This window comes from Sphingomonas sp. MMS12-HWE2-04 (assembly GCF_044881185.1).
Classification (GTDB): domain Bacteria; phylum Pseudomonadota; class Alphaproteobacteria; order Sphingomonadales; family Sphingomonadaceae; genus Sphingomonas.
Genome location: NZ_CP173254.1, coordinates 3,542,284 through 3,557,179 on the forward strand (window position 1 = coordinate 3,542,284; position 14,896 = coordinate 3,557,179).

General features: G+C 68.2%; 9 protein-coding genes. 7 read left to right on the plus strand and 2 right to left on the minus strand.

Going from position 1 to position 14,896, the window contains the following annotated elements:
- Nucleotides 1-44: 44 nt before the first annotated feature.
- The 5 genes from pheS to pbpC all read left to right on the plus strand — a co-directional run bounded on the left by pheS (nucleotide 45) and on the right by pbpC (nucleotide 12,436).
- Entirely contained in the window at nucleotides 45-1,118 is a 1,074-nt protein-coding gene (pheS, locus tag AB2M62_RS16665; protein WP_404335596.1) for a phenylalanine--tRNA ligase subunit alpha, read from the plus strand.
- Nucleotides 1,115-3,520: a phenylalanine--tRNA ligase subunit beta gene (gene pheT / locus AB2M62_RS16670; protein WP_404335598.1), complete on the plus strand. Its 2,406-nt coding sequence runs from the start codon at nucleotides 1,115-1,117 to the stop codon at nucleotides 3,518-3,520. Before pheS ends, pheT begins: the two co-directional genes overlap by 4 nt.
- Before the next feature lie 127 nt (nucleotides 3,521-3,647).
- Nucleotides 3,648-4,391, plus strand: a complete 744-nt coding sequence (locus AB2M62_RS16675; protein WP_404335600.1) for an SDR family NAD(P)-dependent oxidoreductase — start codon at nucleotides 3,648-3,650, stop codon at nucleotides 4,389-4,391.
- 63 nt (nucleotides 4,392-4,454) lie between these two features.
- Entirely contained in the window at nucleotides 4,455-10,217 is a 5,763-nt protein-coding gene (locus AB2M62_RS16680; protein ID WP_404335602.1) for an alpha-2-macroglobulin family protein, read from the plus strand.
- A 131-nt stretch (nucleotides 10,218-10,348) separates the two neighbouring features.
- Nucleotides 10,349-12,436 (plus strand): penicillin-binding protein 1C, encoded by a 2,088-nt coding sequence (gene pbpC / locus AB2M62_RS16685; RefSeq protein ID WP_404339993.1) that lies wholly within the window; start codon nucleotides 10,349-10,351, stop codon nucleotides 12,434-12,436.
- Nucleotides 12,437-12,604: 168 nt separating this feature from the next.
- On the opposite strand, the gene AB2M62_RS16690 is transcribed toward pbpC, so the two are convergent.
- Nucleotides 12,605-13,126, minus strand: coding sequence for an RcnB family protein (locus AB2M62_RS16690; protein ID WP_404335604.1), 522 nt, complete (start codon nucleotides 13,124-13,126; stop codon nucleotides 12,605-12,607).
- Nucleotides 13,127-13,225: 99 nt separating this feature from the next.
- Nucleotides 13,226-13,705, minus strand: coding sequence for an outer membrane protein assembly factor BamE (locus AB2M62_RS16695; protein WP_404335605.1), 480 nt, complete (start codon nucleotides 13,703-13,705; stop codon nucleotides 13,226-13,228).
- Nucleotides 13,706-13,826: 121 nt separating this feature from the next.
- Here AB2M62_RS16695 and AB2M62_RS16700 point away from each other — a divergent pair, with 121 nt between their 5' ends.
- A complete protein-coding gene (locus AB2M62_RS16700; protein WP_404335607.1) occupies nucleotides 13,827-14,333 on the plus strand; it encodes a ubiquinol-cytochrome C chaperone family protein in 507 nt (168 codons plus the stop codon).
- Nucleotides 14,334-14,336: 3 nt separating this feature from the next.
- Nucleotides 14,337-14,864 (plus strand): YceD family protein, encoded by a 528-nt coding sequence (locus AB2M62_RS16705; RefSeq protein ID WP_404335609.1) that lies wholly within the window; start codon nucleotides 14,337-14,339, stop codon nucleotides 14,862-14,864.
- Nucleotides 14,865-14,896: the final 32 nt, after the last annotated feature.

The following is a 14,896-nucleotide window of genomic DNA, read 5'->3' on the forward strand; positions in this document are numbered from 1 at the left end:
GCCGTGACTGGGGTTCGGCCTCCTCGCACAATGAACGGAAATCCATGACTGATCTCGAACAATTGCGCAGCGACTTGCTCGGCTCGATCGACGCCGCGGCCGGGCTCGACGCCGTCGAAGCGCTGCGCGTGCACGCACTGGGGAAGCAGGGCGCGATCACTGGTCTGCTCAAGACACTGGGCGGGATGAGCCCCGAGGAACGCCAGCAGCAGGGCCCGCGAATCCATGGCTTGCGCGAGGCGGTCACCGCGGCGCTGGCCGAACGCAAGACCGCGCTCGAGCGACTGGCGCTCGACGCGCGGCTGGCAGCCGAGACGATCGACATGACGCTCCCGGTCGATGCCGTGCCGGCTGGGTCGGTGCATCCGGTCAGCCAGGTGATGGACGAGCTGGCGGAGATCTTCGCCGATCTCGGCTTCGCCGTCGCCACCGGGCCCGAGATCGAGGACGACTGGCACAATTTCACGGCGCTCAACATCCCCGAGAGCCATCCGGCGCGGGCGATGCACGACACTTTCTATCTGGCGGGCGAGCACGAGCCAAAGATGGTGCTGCGCACCCACACCAGCCCGGTGCAGATCCGCACGATGATGGCGCAAAAGCCGCCGATCCGGATCATCGCGCCGGGCCGCGTCTATCGTTCGGATTCGGATGCGACGCACACGCCGATGTTCCACCAGATCGAAGGGCTGGTGATCGACAAGGGGATCACGCTCGGCCATCTGAAATGGACGCTGGAGACCTTCCTCAAGGCGTTCTTCGAGCGCGACGACATCGTGCTGCGCCTGCGCCCGAGCTATTTCCCGTTCACCGAGCCCAGCGCCGAAGTCGATGTCGGCTACAGCGTCGTCAACGGCAAGCGTGTGATCGGCGGGTCCGAAGGCTGGATGGAAGTGCTTGGCAGCGGGATGGTGCATCCCAGGGTGATCGCGGCGTGTGGGCTGGATCCGAACGAATGGCAGGGCTTCGCCTTCGGCACCGGCGTCGATCGCCTCGCGATGCTCAAATATGGGATGGACGACTTGCGGCCCTTCTTCGACGGCGATCTGCGCTGGCTGCGCCATTACGGCTTCTCTGCGCTCGACGTCCCCACGCTAAGCGGAGGAGTCGGCGCATGAAGTTCACGCTGAACTGGCTCAAGGAGCATCTAGAGACCGAAGTCCCGCTGACCGAAATCCTCGAGGCGCTGACGCGCGTCGGGCTCGAGGTCGAGGGCGTCGAGGATCCCGGCGAGAAGCTCGCCGGCTTCCGCGTCGCCAAGGTGCTGACCGCCGAGCGGCATCCGCAGGCCGACAAGCTCCAGGTGCTGACCGTCGACACCGGGACGCAGGTGCTGACCGTCGTGTGCGGCGCACCCAATGCCCGGGCGGGGCTGGTGGGCGTGCTCGGTACGCCGGGCGCGGTGGTGCCCGCCAATGGCATGCAGCTCAAGGTCGCGGCAGTGCGCGGCGTCGAATCGAACGGCATGATGTGCTCGACGCGCGAACTCGAGCTGGGCGACGATCATGACGGCATCATCGAGCTGCCGGCCGATGCGCCGATCGGCACGGCTTTCGCCGACTATGCCGATCTCAACGATGCCGTGATCGACGTGGCGATCACGCCCAATCGCCAGGATTGCATGGGGGTGCGCGGCATCGCGCGCGATCTCGCCGCGGCCGGGTTGGGAACGCTCAAGCCGCTCAAGGTCGATCCGGTCCCTGCCAGCGGCGCCGGTCCCGAGGTGCGGATCGAAGCGCCCGAGGGCTGCCCGGCCTATTTCGGCCAGACCGTCAGCGGCGTCACCAATGGCGCGTCTCCCGAATGGATGCAGCGCCGCCTGAAGGCGATCGGTCAGCGCCCGATCTCGGCTCTGGTCGACATCACCAATTATGTGATGATCGATCTCGGCCGGCCCCTGCATGTCTATGACAAGGCCAAGCTGTCGGGCGCGCTGGTCGTGCGCAAGGCGAAGCCGGGCGAGCAGGTGCTGGCCCTCAACGAGAAGACCTATACGCTCGACGAGACGGTCACCGTGATCGCCGATGCCAATGGCGTGCACGATATCGGCGGGATCATGGGCGGCGAGGATACCGGCGTGTCCGACACGACCACCGACGTGGTGATCGAATGCGCCTATTTCGATCCCGATCACATCGCCAAGACCGGGCAGAAGCTCAGCCTGACCAGCGACGCGCGCTCCCGCTTCGAGCGCGGGGTCGACCCGGCATTCCTCGAAGACGGCATCACCATCGCGGCCCGCTACGTCGTCGACCTGTGCGGCGGCAGCGCGAGCGACGTCACCCGCGCCGGCCAGGTGCCCCAAGTCGGAATCACCACCGCATATGATCCGGCGCTGGCCGAGACGCTGGGCGGCCTGGCGGTTCCCGCGGAACGGCAGAAGGACATTCTCGAGCGCCTCGGCTTCGTCGTCGAGCCGCTCGATGCGAATGGCGACCCTACCGATCTTGCCGGGTTCGAGGCGTTTCGCGTGACCGCGCCGAGCTGGCGTCGCGACGTGGATGGCCCCGCCGATCTGGTCGAGGAAGTCATCCGCATTGAAGGGATCGACAACGTCCCCTCGACGCCGCTCGATCGCCTCCCCGGCGTCGCCCGCCCGACCGCGACGCCCGAGCAGAAGCTCGAGCGCAAGCTGCGCCGCACGGCGGCGGCGCGCGGGCTCAGCGAAGCGGTGACGTGGAGCTTCATCTCGGAGAAGGAAGCGGCGCCCTTCGGCGGCGGGGCGTGGAGCCTCGCCAATCCGATCAGCGAGGACATGAAGGTCATGCGGCCTTCGCTGCTCCCGGGCCTGCTGGCTGCCGCCGAGCGCAACTTGAAGCGCGGCGCGACGAGCGTGCGGCTCTTCGAGATCGGCCGGCGCTATCTCGCAGACAAGGAACGGCCGACGCTGGCCGTGCTGCTCGCCGGCGGCAAGACCGCGCGCGGCTGGCAGGGCGGCAAGGCCCAGCCCTTCGGCGCGTTCGATGCCAAGGCCGAAGCGCTCGCGCTGCTCGAAGCTGCGGGTGCCCCGGTGACCAATCTGCAAGTGATGGGCGAGGCGGGTGAGGTGTGGCATCCGGGCCAGTCGGCGACGCTGCGGCTCGGCCCCAAGACTGTGCTTGCCGCCTTCGGCATGCTCCACCCTTCGGTGCTCAAGGCGTTCGACCTCGATGGCGATGTCGCCGCGGTCGAGATTTATCTCGATGCGCTTCCGCCCAAGCGGACCAGCGGGTTCATGCGCCAGGCCTACACCCCGCCTGCCCTTCAGGCGGTGACGCGCGACTTCGCGTTTCTCGTGCCGGTCGATGTGGCCGCGGGCGAGCTCGTCCGCACGGTCAAGGGTGCCGACAAGGCGCTGATCACCGACGCGCGACTGTTCGACGTCTTCACCGGTGCCGGCGTGCCCGAGGGTCAGAAGAGCCTCGCAGTCGAAGTCACGCTCCAGCCCGGCGAGAAGAGCTTCACCGATGCGGAGCTGAAGGCAGTGGCCGACAAGGTCGTCGCTGCAGCCGCAAAGCTCGGCGCAAGCTTGCGGGGATAGCCGCACTGTTCCCTGCTAGGCGGAGAGACCGCGCCCCAGCCCTCCCCCGTCACAGGGGAGGGCTTCGCTGGTTGCGCTGTCATCTTCGAATACGCATAGCCGCTCCGAGTTTTTTGAGGAGCCGAACATGCCTACCGCACTCATCACCGGCGCCACGGCCGGCATTGGCGAGGCCGCCGCGCGTGCCTTTGTAGATTCAGGCTGGCACGTGATCGGCACCGGGAGGCGCGGCGACCGGCTCGATGCGCTGGCGGCCGAGCTCGGCGAGAATTTCCACGCGGCCGTGTTCGATGTCCGCGACGAAGCGGCACGCGACGCGGCGCTCGATGCGTTACCCGCACCGTTCGACACGATCGACCTGCTGATCAACAATGCCGGCCTTGCGCTCGGCACCGAGCCGGCCCAGGCCGCGAAGCTCGACGCCTGGAAGACGATGATCGACACCAATATCACGGCGCTGGTCTCGATCACGCACAAGCTGCTGCCCGGGCTGATCGCGCGCAAGGGTGCAATCATCAACCTTTCGTCGGTTGCGGCCAGCTATCCCTATGCCGGCGGCAATGCCTATGGCGGCACCAAGGCATTCGTTCGCCAGTTCAGCCTCAACCTGCGCGCCGACCTGCTCGGCACCGGAGTGCGCGTCACCTCGATCGAGCCCGGCATGGTGGAGACCGAGTTCACCCTGGTGCGCACCGGCAGCCAGGAAGCATCCGACAAGCTCTACGGCGGCGTTGATCCGATGACCGCGGACGACATTGCCGAGACACTGCTATGGGTCGCGACCTTGCCGCCGCACCTCAACATCAACGCGCTGGAACTGATGCCGGTCAACCAGGCATTTGCCGGCTTCGCGGTGCATCGCCCGGGCTGAATCGCCGCTGGACTTGGCCTCTCCTAGAGCTAGGGTGCGCGCGGCCCAAGGGGAGAGGTGCACGTGAAGCTCGTTGCCAAGCTCGGCATATTGGCATTGGTCGCGGCGCCGCTCGGCGCCATTGCGGCATTCGGCGACAACAGCCCGCAGGTCGAGATGGCGACGCCCGGCGTCGGCGACGGAGCGATCGAGCGCTTCACTGCCCGCTTCAACCAGCCGATGGTGCCGCTGGGCGATCCGCGCGCGGCCGGACCGTTCGACGTCGAATGCCCCGTCGGCGGCGAAGGCCGCTGGGTCGATCAGCAGACCTTCGTCCACGAATTCGCCAGCCCGCTCCCCGGCGGCGTCACCTGCACCTTCACGCTCAAGGCCAAGCTCAAGAGCGTCGCCGGCTATGAAGTCCGCGGCCAGACCAAGTTCACCGTCGACAGCGGCGGTCCGATCGCGCGCGCCGTGCTGCCCAGCCGCTATGGCAGCGAGATCGAGGAGGACCAGGTGTTCCTCGTCGCCGCCAACCTCGCGCCAGATCGCGCCTCGGTCGGCGCCAATGCCTATTGCGCGGTCGACGGCATCGGCGAGAAGATTCCGGTCGACGTGCTGCCGGCGGACGTCGCGCCCAAGCTGGTTGCCGATCTCGGCACCGATCGCTGGGAGATGCGCAGTTTCCTCGAGGAAGCCGGACTGCCCCAGGCGCTTCCGGCTGATGCCGCTGCGCGCGCCAAGGCGCTGGCCAGCGTCGTCGCGCTCAAATGCCGCCGTCCGCTACCGCCCGGCCGCGACATGGCGCTGGTCTGGGGCAAGGACATTGCAAGTGCCACGGGCCGCATCGCCGGCACCGATCAGCGCTTCGACTTCACCGTCCGCAAGCCGTTCACCGCGCGCTTCGAATGCTCGCGTGTCAATCCGCGGGCCGGATGCAACCCGGTGCAGGAGGCGTGGGTGCGCTTCTCCGCGCCGGTCCCGCGCGGCCAGGCCGAGGCGATCCGGATCAAGCTGGGCGACGGCAAGGAACTGACGCCGACCTTCTCCGACGAAGAAAAGCGCAAGGCGACGATCAGCGACATCAAGTTCAAGGCGCCGCTACCCACCGCGCAGACCGCCAAGCTGGTGCTGCCGGCGAACGTCACCGACGAGAGCGGCCGCAAGCTTTCCAACGGCGAGCGCTTCCCGCTCGACGTGCGCTTCGACGAGGCGCCGCCGCTGGTGAAGTTCACCGGCAATTTCGGCATCCTCGAAGCCGCCGAGGGCGGCGTGCTTCCGGTCACCGTCCGCAATGTCGAGCCGGCGCTCGGCGGCAAGCAGATGGCAGTCAATGGACAGAGCCTGCGCGTCGCCGGCGGCGATGGCGAGGTCGCCAAGTGGTTCCGCGCGCTCTCGGACGCCGCCGAGACCAAATATGACGAAGTGAAGCGCGGCGACGAGACAATCTCGATTAATCAGACCGGTGCCAAGCCGCTGCTCACCCCCGCGACCGGCAAGCCGTTCAGCGTCGGCCTGCCCGGCAAGGGCAAGGAATTCGAAGTCGTCGGCATCCCGCTGACCAAGCCCGGATTCTATGTCGTCGAGCTCGCGAGCCCAAGGCTGGGCGAGGCACTGCTCGGTCGCAAGGCGCCGCGCTATGTCGCTACCGGCGCGCTCGTCACCAATATGAGCGTCCATTTCAAATGGGGCCGCGACCAGTCGCTTGTCTGGGTGACGGCGCTCGACAGCGGGCACGGGGTCGACAAGGCCGAAGTGGCGATCACCGACAGCTGCACCGGGCAATTGCTTGCCAAGGGCGTCACCGATGCCTCGGGCCGGCTGGGCGTCCCCAAGGGACTGCCCGAGCCCGAAACCTATGCCAATTGCGAGAATTCGGACAGCTCGCCGCTGATGGTCTCGGCGCGCAAGGCCGATGATTTCAGCTTCACCTTCACCACCTGGGGCGACGGCATCCGCCCGTCCGACTTCGAGCTATCCTATGGCTGGCAGGCGCCGGGCCAGGTGTTCCACACGGTGTTCGATCGCGCGCTCGTTCGTCAGGGCGAGACGATCCACATGAAGCATATCGTGCGCCAGCCGATCGCCCAGGGCTTCGGCATGTCCCCGGCCTTCACCGGCACGCTGCAGCTGTCGCATCGCGGATCGGACACGAAGTACGAACTGCCGCTGACGATCGACGCGCGCGGCAATGGCGAGACCGAATGGAACGCGCCGCAGGGCGCCAAGATGGGCGATTACGACCTCCAGGTCCTCGTCAAGGAAAACGGCGAGGACAAGACGATCTGGACCGGCCAGTCATTCAAGGTCGACGAATATAAGCTGCCGACGATGAAGGCCTCGGTCGCCGGGCCGAAGGAAGCCGCGGTGCGCCCGCGCACGCTGCCGCTCGACCTGTTCGTCGGCTATCTCTCGGGCGGTGGCGCCGCCAATCTCCCGGTCGAGATGCGCGTCGGCTGGTTCGAGGACGTCACCGCGCCCGAGGGCTATGAGGGTTACAGCTTTGGCGGCCGTGCGCTGACCGAAGGCGTGAAGGCGCTCAACGGCTCGGACGAGACCGACGAGCAATCCACGCCGTTGCCGCCCACCCAGACGCTGCCGGTGACGCTGGGCGGCGACGGCACGGCGCGCACCTCGATCGACGTGCCGCAGACGCTCGACCAGGCGACCAACATGCTGGTCGAGATGGATTATCAGGATGCCAATGGCGAGATCCTGACCGCGTCGCGGCGCATCCCGATCTTCACCTCGGGCGTCCAGCTCGGGGTCAAGACCGATGGCTGGCTGCAGAAGCAGGACGATCTGCGCCTGCGCTTCGTGGCGCTCGATACGGCCGGCAAGCCGATCGCCAACCAGGCGATCTCGGTCGAGCTCTACAGCCGCGAGATCCTGACCGCGCGGCGGCGGCTGATCGGCGGCTTCTATGCCTATGACAACCAGATGAAGACCACCAAGCTGGGCGCCACCTGCTCGGCGACCACCGACGCGCAGGGGCTTGCGACCTGTCAGGTCGATCCGGGCGTGTCGGGCGAGGTCTATGCCGTTGCCACCACCAAGGACGGTGCCGGCAATGTCGCGCGCGCCACCCAGTCGGTGTGGCTGGTCGGCGATGAGGATTGGTGGTTCGGCGGCGACAATGGCGACCGTATGGACGTCATCCCCGAGCAGACCGAATATAAGGCGGGCGAGACCGCCAAGTTCCAGGTGCGCATGCCGTTCCGCGATGCCACCGCACTCGTCACCGTCGAGCGCGAGGGCGTGCTCTCGAGCTTCGTGGTCGGCCTGAGCGGCAAGGATCCGGTGATCGAGGTGCCGATGCCGGCGTCCTACGCGCCGGACGTATACGTCTCCGTGATGGCGGTGCGCGGGCGCGTGTCCGGCTGGTCGAACTGGCGGGCGAAGATGTCGCGCGACTGGGGCATCCCTGGATCGCAGGACGGCGGCGAACCGACCGCTTTGGTCGATCTCGCCAAGCCCGCCTATCGCATCGGCATGGCCAAGGTGAAGGTCGGCTGGGAAGGCCATCGCCTGGGCGTCACCGTCAAGGCCGACAAGCCGCGCTATGGCGCGCGCGACACCGCCATGGTCGATGTCGAGGTCAAGAATCCCGATGGCAGCCCCGCAGCCTCGGCCGATCTTGCCTTCGCCGCAGTCGACGAGGCGCTGCTCCAGCTCGCCCCCAACGAAAGCTGGGACGTGCTGAGCGCGATGATGGGCGACCGCCCGATCTCGGTGCTGACATCGACCGCGCAGACCCAGGTGGTCGGCAAGCGGCATTACGGCAAGAAGGCCGTCGAGGCTGGCGGCGGCGGCGGCACCGGCGATCTCTCCGGGCTCAACCGCGAGAATTTCCAGCCGGTGCTGCTGTGGAAGGGAACCGTGCCGCTCGACGCCAAGGGCCATGCGCGCATTCCGGTGCCGCTGTCCGACGCGCTGACGTCGTTCAAGCTCGTCGCGATCGCCACCAACGGCGCGCAGCTGTTTGGCACCGGCGAGACCAGCGTGCGCAGCGCGCAGGATCTCAGCATCTTTGCCGGCGTGCCGCAGCTGGTGCGCACCGGCGATACGTTCGGCGCGATGTTCACCCTGCGTAATGGATCGGACAAGCCGATGCGGGTAACGGCGAGCGTTCAGCTCAACCCGGCGGTGGCGCAGGGCAAGCCACTGACCGTCGACATCCCGGCGGGCGGCGCCTCGCCGGTCACCTGGAACCTCACCGCGCCGCCCCAGGCCGGCAAGCTCACCTGGACCGTCTCCGCCAAATCGGCGGACGGCAAGGCGGTCGATCAGGTCACCGTGTCGCAGGACGTGATTCCGGCAGTCCCGGTCGAAGTCTGGGCGGCGAGCCTGGCGCGCGTGGGCGAAGGCACCAGCTTCGCGATCGCGCCGCCCGCCGGCGCGCTGCCGGGCTTCGGCTCGGTCGAGCTGAGCCTGGCCGACAGCATCGCGCCGCCGCTTCAGGGCGTTCGCGATTATATGGCGGCCTATCCCTATGGTTGCCTCGAGCAGCGCACCTCCAAGGCGATTTCGCTGGGTGATACCGGCGCGTGGAACCTGATCGCCGCCGAGATGCCCGGCTATCAGGACGATGACGGCCTGTTGCGCTATTTCCCGGGCGACTGGCCGGGATCGGAGGCGCTGACGGCCTATATCCTCTCGATCACCGCCGAGGCCGGGCTGCCGCTTCCGGAGGCGCCGCGGGCCAAGATGGTCGAGGCGATGAAGGCCGTGCTCGACGGGCGCCTGCGCCGCGAGGATTATGGCGATGTCCGCCTCCAGCGCGTCGCGGCCTTCGCCGCGCTCGCCCGCCAGGGCGCGGCGACGACGGCGATGCTCGGCCAGCTCGGCATCACCCCGGCGGAAATGCCGACCGCGAGCCTGGCCGATTATGCCGCCGCGCTGGGCCATGTGCCGGGGCTCGCCAATGGCGCGCAGTTGCGCCTCGATGCCGAGAAGGTGCTGCGCACCCGCCTCGTCTATGAGGGCACGCGGATCGACCTGAGCGACAAGGGCAATATGCCCTGGTGGCTGATGTCGTCGGACGACGAGGCCGCGATCAAGGCGACCCTCGCCACGCTCGGCCGCCCCGGCTGGCAGGACGAATCGGCCAAGATCGTAGTCGGCCTGTCGATGCGGCAGCGCCGCGGCGCCTGGGACACCACCACTGCCAATGCCTGGGGCACGATTGCCGCGCGCAAGTTCATGGCAATGTACCCTGCCGAGGCCGTGGCGGGGATCACCACCGCGAGCCTGGGCGGCACGACGCTGACGCGCAGCTGGCCGCTTGCCGAGCCGCAGCGGATGCTCGCGCTGCCGCTGCCTGCGGCGCAGGCGCCGCTGGTGCTGCGCCAGAGCGGCGGTGCCGGGCCCTGGGCGTTCGTCAGGGTGAAGGCGGCGGTGCCGCTCACCCAGCCGCTGATGGCGGGGTACAAGATGACCAAGCAGGTCAGCGTCGTGCAGGCGATGACCCCGGGACGCTACACGCGCGGCGACGTGGTCAAGGTGACGATCACGGTCGAAGCTTCGGCCGAGCGCAACTGGGTGGTGATCAACGATCCGGTGCCGACCGGCGCGACGGTGATCGGCAATCTCGGCGGCCAGTCCGAACTGCTCGCGAAGGATAGCGGCACCAGCGACGGCGTCTCGCCGAACTGGATCGAGCGTGGTCGCGATGCGTGGCGGGCCTATTATGGCTGGGTGCCGCGCGGCAGCTTCACCGTCTCCTATGTGATGCGGCTCAACACCGCGGGCCGCTTCAGCCTGCCGGCGACGCGCGTCGAGGCGATGTATTCGCCCGAGATCCGTGCGCAGCTGCCTAATGGCGCGATGACGGTGGCGGAGCGGTGACACGGCTCGGCGCGCTGATCGCGCGCGTCGATGCCTTTCCGCATGCGCTGGCCGGCTGGCTGCGCGGCGAGCGGGCGGCGTGGCGCGCCCGCGGCTGGCGCGGCGTGTTCACTCCGGCGCGGATCGTCGGCGTGGCACTCACGCTGCTGATCGGCGGGCATCTCGCGCTCGATTGGATCACGCGGCCGCCGCCTTTGCCCGGCTATGCGAGCGTGCAGCGCGCCTGGCACCCGTCCGAAGCCTGGCTGTATGACCGGAACGGCCGGCTGATCGATTCAAGCCGAGTCGACTATCAGGCGCGGCGCCTCGCCTGGACGCCACTTGCCGAGGTCGCACCGATTGCGCGCGACACGCTGATCGCCGCCGAGGACCGTCGCTTCCGCACGCATCGCGGGATCGATTGGTGGGCGCTCGCCGGCGTGCTGCGCGATCGAATCGAGGGCAAGCGCACGCGCGGTGCCTCGACGCTGTCGATGCAGGTCGCCGCCTATCTCGCGCCCGATCTGGCGCGGCCCGGCCGGCGCAGCTGGTGGGACAAGCTGCGCCAGATGCGCGCGGGCGCGGCGCTCGATTCGGCGTGGAGCAAGGACCAGATCCTCGAGGCCTATCTCAACCTCGCCGGGTTTCGCGGCGAGGCACAGGGGATCGGCGCGGCGGCGCTCGGCCTGTTCGGCAAGACCCCGGCAGGGCTTACGCGGGACGACGCGTTGTTGCTCGCCGCGCTGCTGCCCAATCCGCGCGCCGCCTCAGGCGAAGTCGCGCGGCGCGCCTGCGCGCTGGCGCATGAGGCGGATTGCAGCCGCTTCCCCGGCGCCGCCGCCTCGATGCTCGGCCCGGCGCGCAGCCTGGCGCTCGATCCCGGGCTCGCGCCGCATCTCGCGGCGGCGCTGCTCGACAAGCCAGGCCTGCGCGTCACCACCACGCTAGATGCTCGCGTCCAGCGCGTCGCCATCGCCGCGCTGCGCCGTCAGCTTCAGGGGCTGGGCGGATCGCGTGCACGCGACGGCGCGGTGGTGGTGGCCGACAATGCCACCGGCGAGATCCTGGCCTATGTCGGCGGGATCGGCGGCGAATCGACTGCGCCCGCGGTCGATGGCGCCGCTGCCTATCGCCAGGCCGGATCGACGCTCAAGCCGTTCCTCTACGCCATGGCGATCGAGAAGGGCTATCTCACCGCCGCCTCGATCCTCGACAATTCGCCGGTCCAGCTCGACACCGCCTCGGGCCTCTACGTGCCGCAAAATTACGATCGCGCCTTCAAGGGCCCGGTCTCGGCGCGGACTGCGCTTGCCGGATCGCTCAACGTGCCCGCGGTGCGCACGCTGTTGCTCACCGGGGTCGATAGCTTCCGCGATCGGCTGTGGGACACCGGCTATCGCGGCCTGGTCGAGGACGGCCAATATTATGGCTATTCGCTGGCACTCGGCTCGGCCGAAGTGACGCTGGTCGAGCAGGTCGCCGCCTATCGCAGCCTCGCGCTCGGCGGGCGCTGGGCGAAGCTGCGCATCCTGAAGGACAGCAAGGCCGAGCCACTGCGCGCGATCACCACGCCCCAGGCGGCGTGGATCGTCGCCGACATGCTGGCCGATGCCAATGCCCGCACCGGCACGTTCGGCCCCGATTCGGCACTGCGTCTGCCCTTCTGGGCGGCAGTGAAGACGGGGACGTCGAAGGCGATGCGCGACAATTGGTGCGTCGGCTTCTCCGATCGCTACACCGTGGGCGTCTGGGTCGGCAATCTCGAGGGCGATCCGATGCGTGCGGTGTCGGGCACCAGCGGCGCGGCGCCGGTGTGGCGCGACGTCATGATGGCATTGCACGCCGCAACGCCCGGCCATGCGCCCGCCGAGCCGCAGGGGATCGAAGCGCGCGCGATCCATTTCGCCGGCGCGATCGAGCAGCCCCGCCGCGAATATTTCGTCCGCGGGACCGGTTTCAGCGAAGTCGCCTCGGCGCCGGAGGCGGCGCGGCGGCCACGGATCACCAATCCCGTTGCCGGCAGCGTCTATGCGCTCGATCCCGATATTCCTGTAGCCAGCCAGCGACTGTCGATCGCGGTTTCCGGTGCTGTCACCGGCCACAGGCTGCTGCTCGACACGCACGATCTCGGCGCCGCGGATGCGCATCCGCTAGTGCTCGCGCCACCCGGTCAGCATCGGCTGCGGCTCGTCGACCTCGCCGGCCGCGTGGTCGATCAGGTGCGCTTCACGATACGCTGAACCGGTCGCTGAATAAAAATCGACCCGGCACGATTTCGCTACGGACCCGAAATGCTCGATGAGGCGTTTCCGCGAGCGGTCCTACCCCTTTCGGGACCGTGCCTCTGGGCACCGGCCGCGTCGCCGCAACGGCGCGGCCGAACCCCGGGGGTCCGGCCGCGTCCGCCCTTACCAATAGAAGCCGGGAATCGTGCGGATCACCACGCCGCGCCGCGTGTCGATCAGCAGCACGTCGTTGTAGTGCCGCACCCAGCTCTGATAGCGGCCGGCGCGCGGCAGGTGATAGCGCCACGGATCGGCGATTACGTAGCGCGAGCCATAATAGGGTGCCCGGATCCGCGAGCCGACGCCGAAGCGGGTATAGCCGAACGGGGCCCGCCAGGTGCCGCGCGAAAAGGCACCGCGGTTGCGACCGCGATAGTCGCGCCAATCGTCATTGCCCCAGCGCCGTTCGCGATCGCGCAGGTCTTCGCGATATTCCTGACGCGCCTCGCGGACGTCGCGGCGCTCGTTGCGAACGTCGTGGCGGTCGCCGCGGCGACGCGCGTCGCGCAGCTCGCGCTGCTCTTCGCGGATGTCCTGGCGGTCGCGTCGCAGTTCGCCCTGAGACTGGGCGCTCGCGGCGCTGGGCAGGGCAACCGCCGGTATGGCGGCGGCGGCGAGCAGGGCTGCGGTGACGAGTTTCTTCATGTCATCCTCCAAATCCTCCGGCTGTTGGGCCGGCATGAAAGATGTCTAGGCGAGTCCGGCTGAATCGTTGGCGAACGGCTCAGTCAGCTCCGCGCAAGGTTATTGGCCGCCGCCGCCACCTGCGCCGCCGCCCGTGCCCGGCGCGCCGACCGTGCCGATATTGCCGAACAGATCCTCGAAGAAGCCGCGCTTGCGGCCCAGCGTCGGCGTCGTCTTGCCATAGGTATTCACGTCGGCGATCAGCGAGGCGTCCATCTTGTCGACTGCGACGACATTGCCCGCGGTGTCGAAGCGCACGCGCAGCGTCAGCTGCTCCTTCACCTTGGGATCCTGGAAGGCGAGGTTCGAGGCGTCACGCGAGACATAATACCACTCGCCCTCGTTGAACTGGCTGGTCAGCGTCGGGCGGCCGAGCGTCTGCAGGACCGACTGGCGGTTGTCGATTCCCGGCTGGATCGCGTCGACCAGCTCCTTGTCGACGACATAGCCCTGGTGCGTGCGCACCGGCGTGCAGGCGGAGGCGCCCAGGGCAGCGGCGAGCAGGGCGGCGCAGCCAGCCAGACGAACGGTAAAGGGCATCGAATTCTCCAGCGACACGCAAGCACGGCCACGCATTGCATCGCGCGCCGTTCGCCTCAATATGCGGCAAAATGCGGCCAAACAAGGTCGCGCACCGTATCCCTTTGACGCAGAGGCCTTCATGCGACTGCTCCAGCGGCTGCTCGGCCGCCCCGACCGCGGCACGGCGCCGCTGCTATACGACCGCATCGTCGCGCTGGGCCGCGCGCCGCATTGGTATCTCGAAGGCAAGGTCTCCGACACGATCGACGGCCAATTCGACATGATCGCGGCGGTTCTCAGTCTCGTGCTGCTGCGGCTCGAGGTCGATCCCAGCGGCGTCGCGCCGAGCACCGCGCTCGCCGAATGCTTTATCGACGATATGGACGGGCAGCTGCGCGAGATCGGGATTGGAGACATCATCGTCGGCAAGCATATGGGGCGGATGATGGGCATGATCGGCGGACAACTCGGCGCGTATCGCTCTGGCCTGGCCGAAGGCGCGCTCGCGCCGGCGCTGGTGCGCAATCTCTATCGCGGACGGGCGCCCGATCCGGCGGCGCTGGTCCATGTCGAGACGGAACTGCGTGCGTTGCGCGACCGGCTGGCCGCCTCGACGACCGAATTGATCATCGCCGGGGAGCTTTGACCAATGACCGTAGAATTCCCGCGCCCGCACCGGCTCGACCAGATCGGCAGCGGCGAAAGCCAGAGCGAAATCCACGCCGAGCCTGAAGAGCGCGCCGCGCTCGCCAGGCGCTTCGACCTCAAGACGATCGAGTCGCTGGATGCGCGCTACACGCTGCAGAGCGACGCGATCGGCGTGGTCGCCAAGGGCCATCTCTCGGCCAGGGTCACGCAAAGCTGCATCGTCACAGACGAGCCGGTGCCCGCGGTAATCGAAGAGGATTTCGCGATTCGCTTCGTCCCGGAGACCAGCGAAGCCGAGGGCGCCGACGAGTTCGAACTGAGCGAAGACGAATGCGACACCGTCTTCTATTCGGGCAGCGCGATCGATCTGGGCGAGGCGGCCGCCGAAACGCTGGCGCTCGCTCTCGATCCCTATCCGCGCAGCCCCAATGCCGCGGCTGCACTCAAGGCGGCAGGCGTGATCAGCGAAGAGGAAGCTGGGCCTTTCGGCGCGCTGGCCGGTCTCAAGGACAAGCTCGCCGGGAAATAGGCGCGCAAACCGGCACACGACCTTAAGCGCGC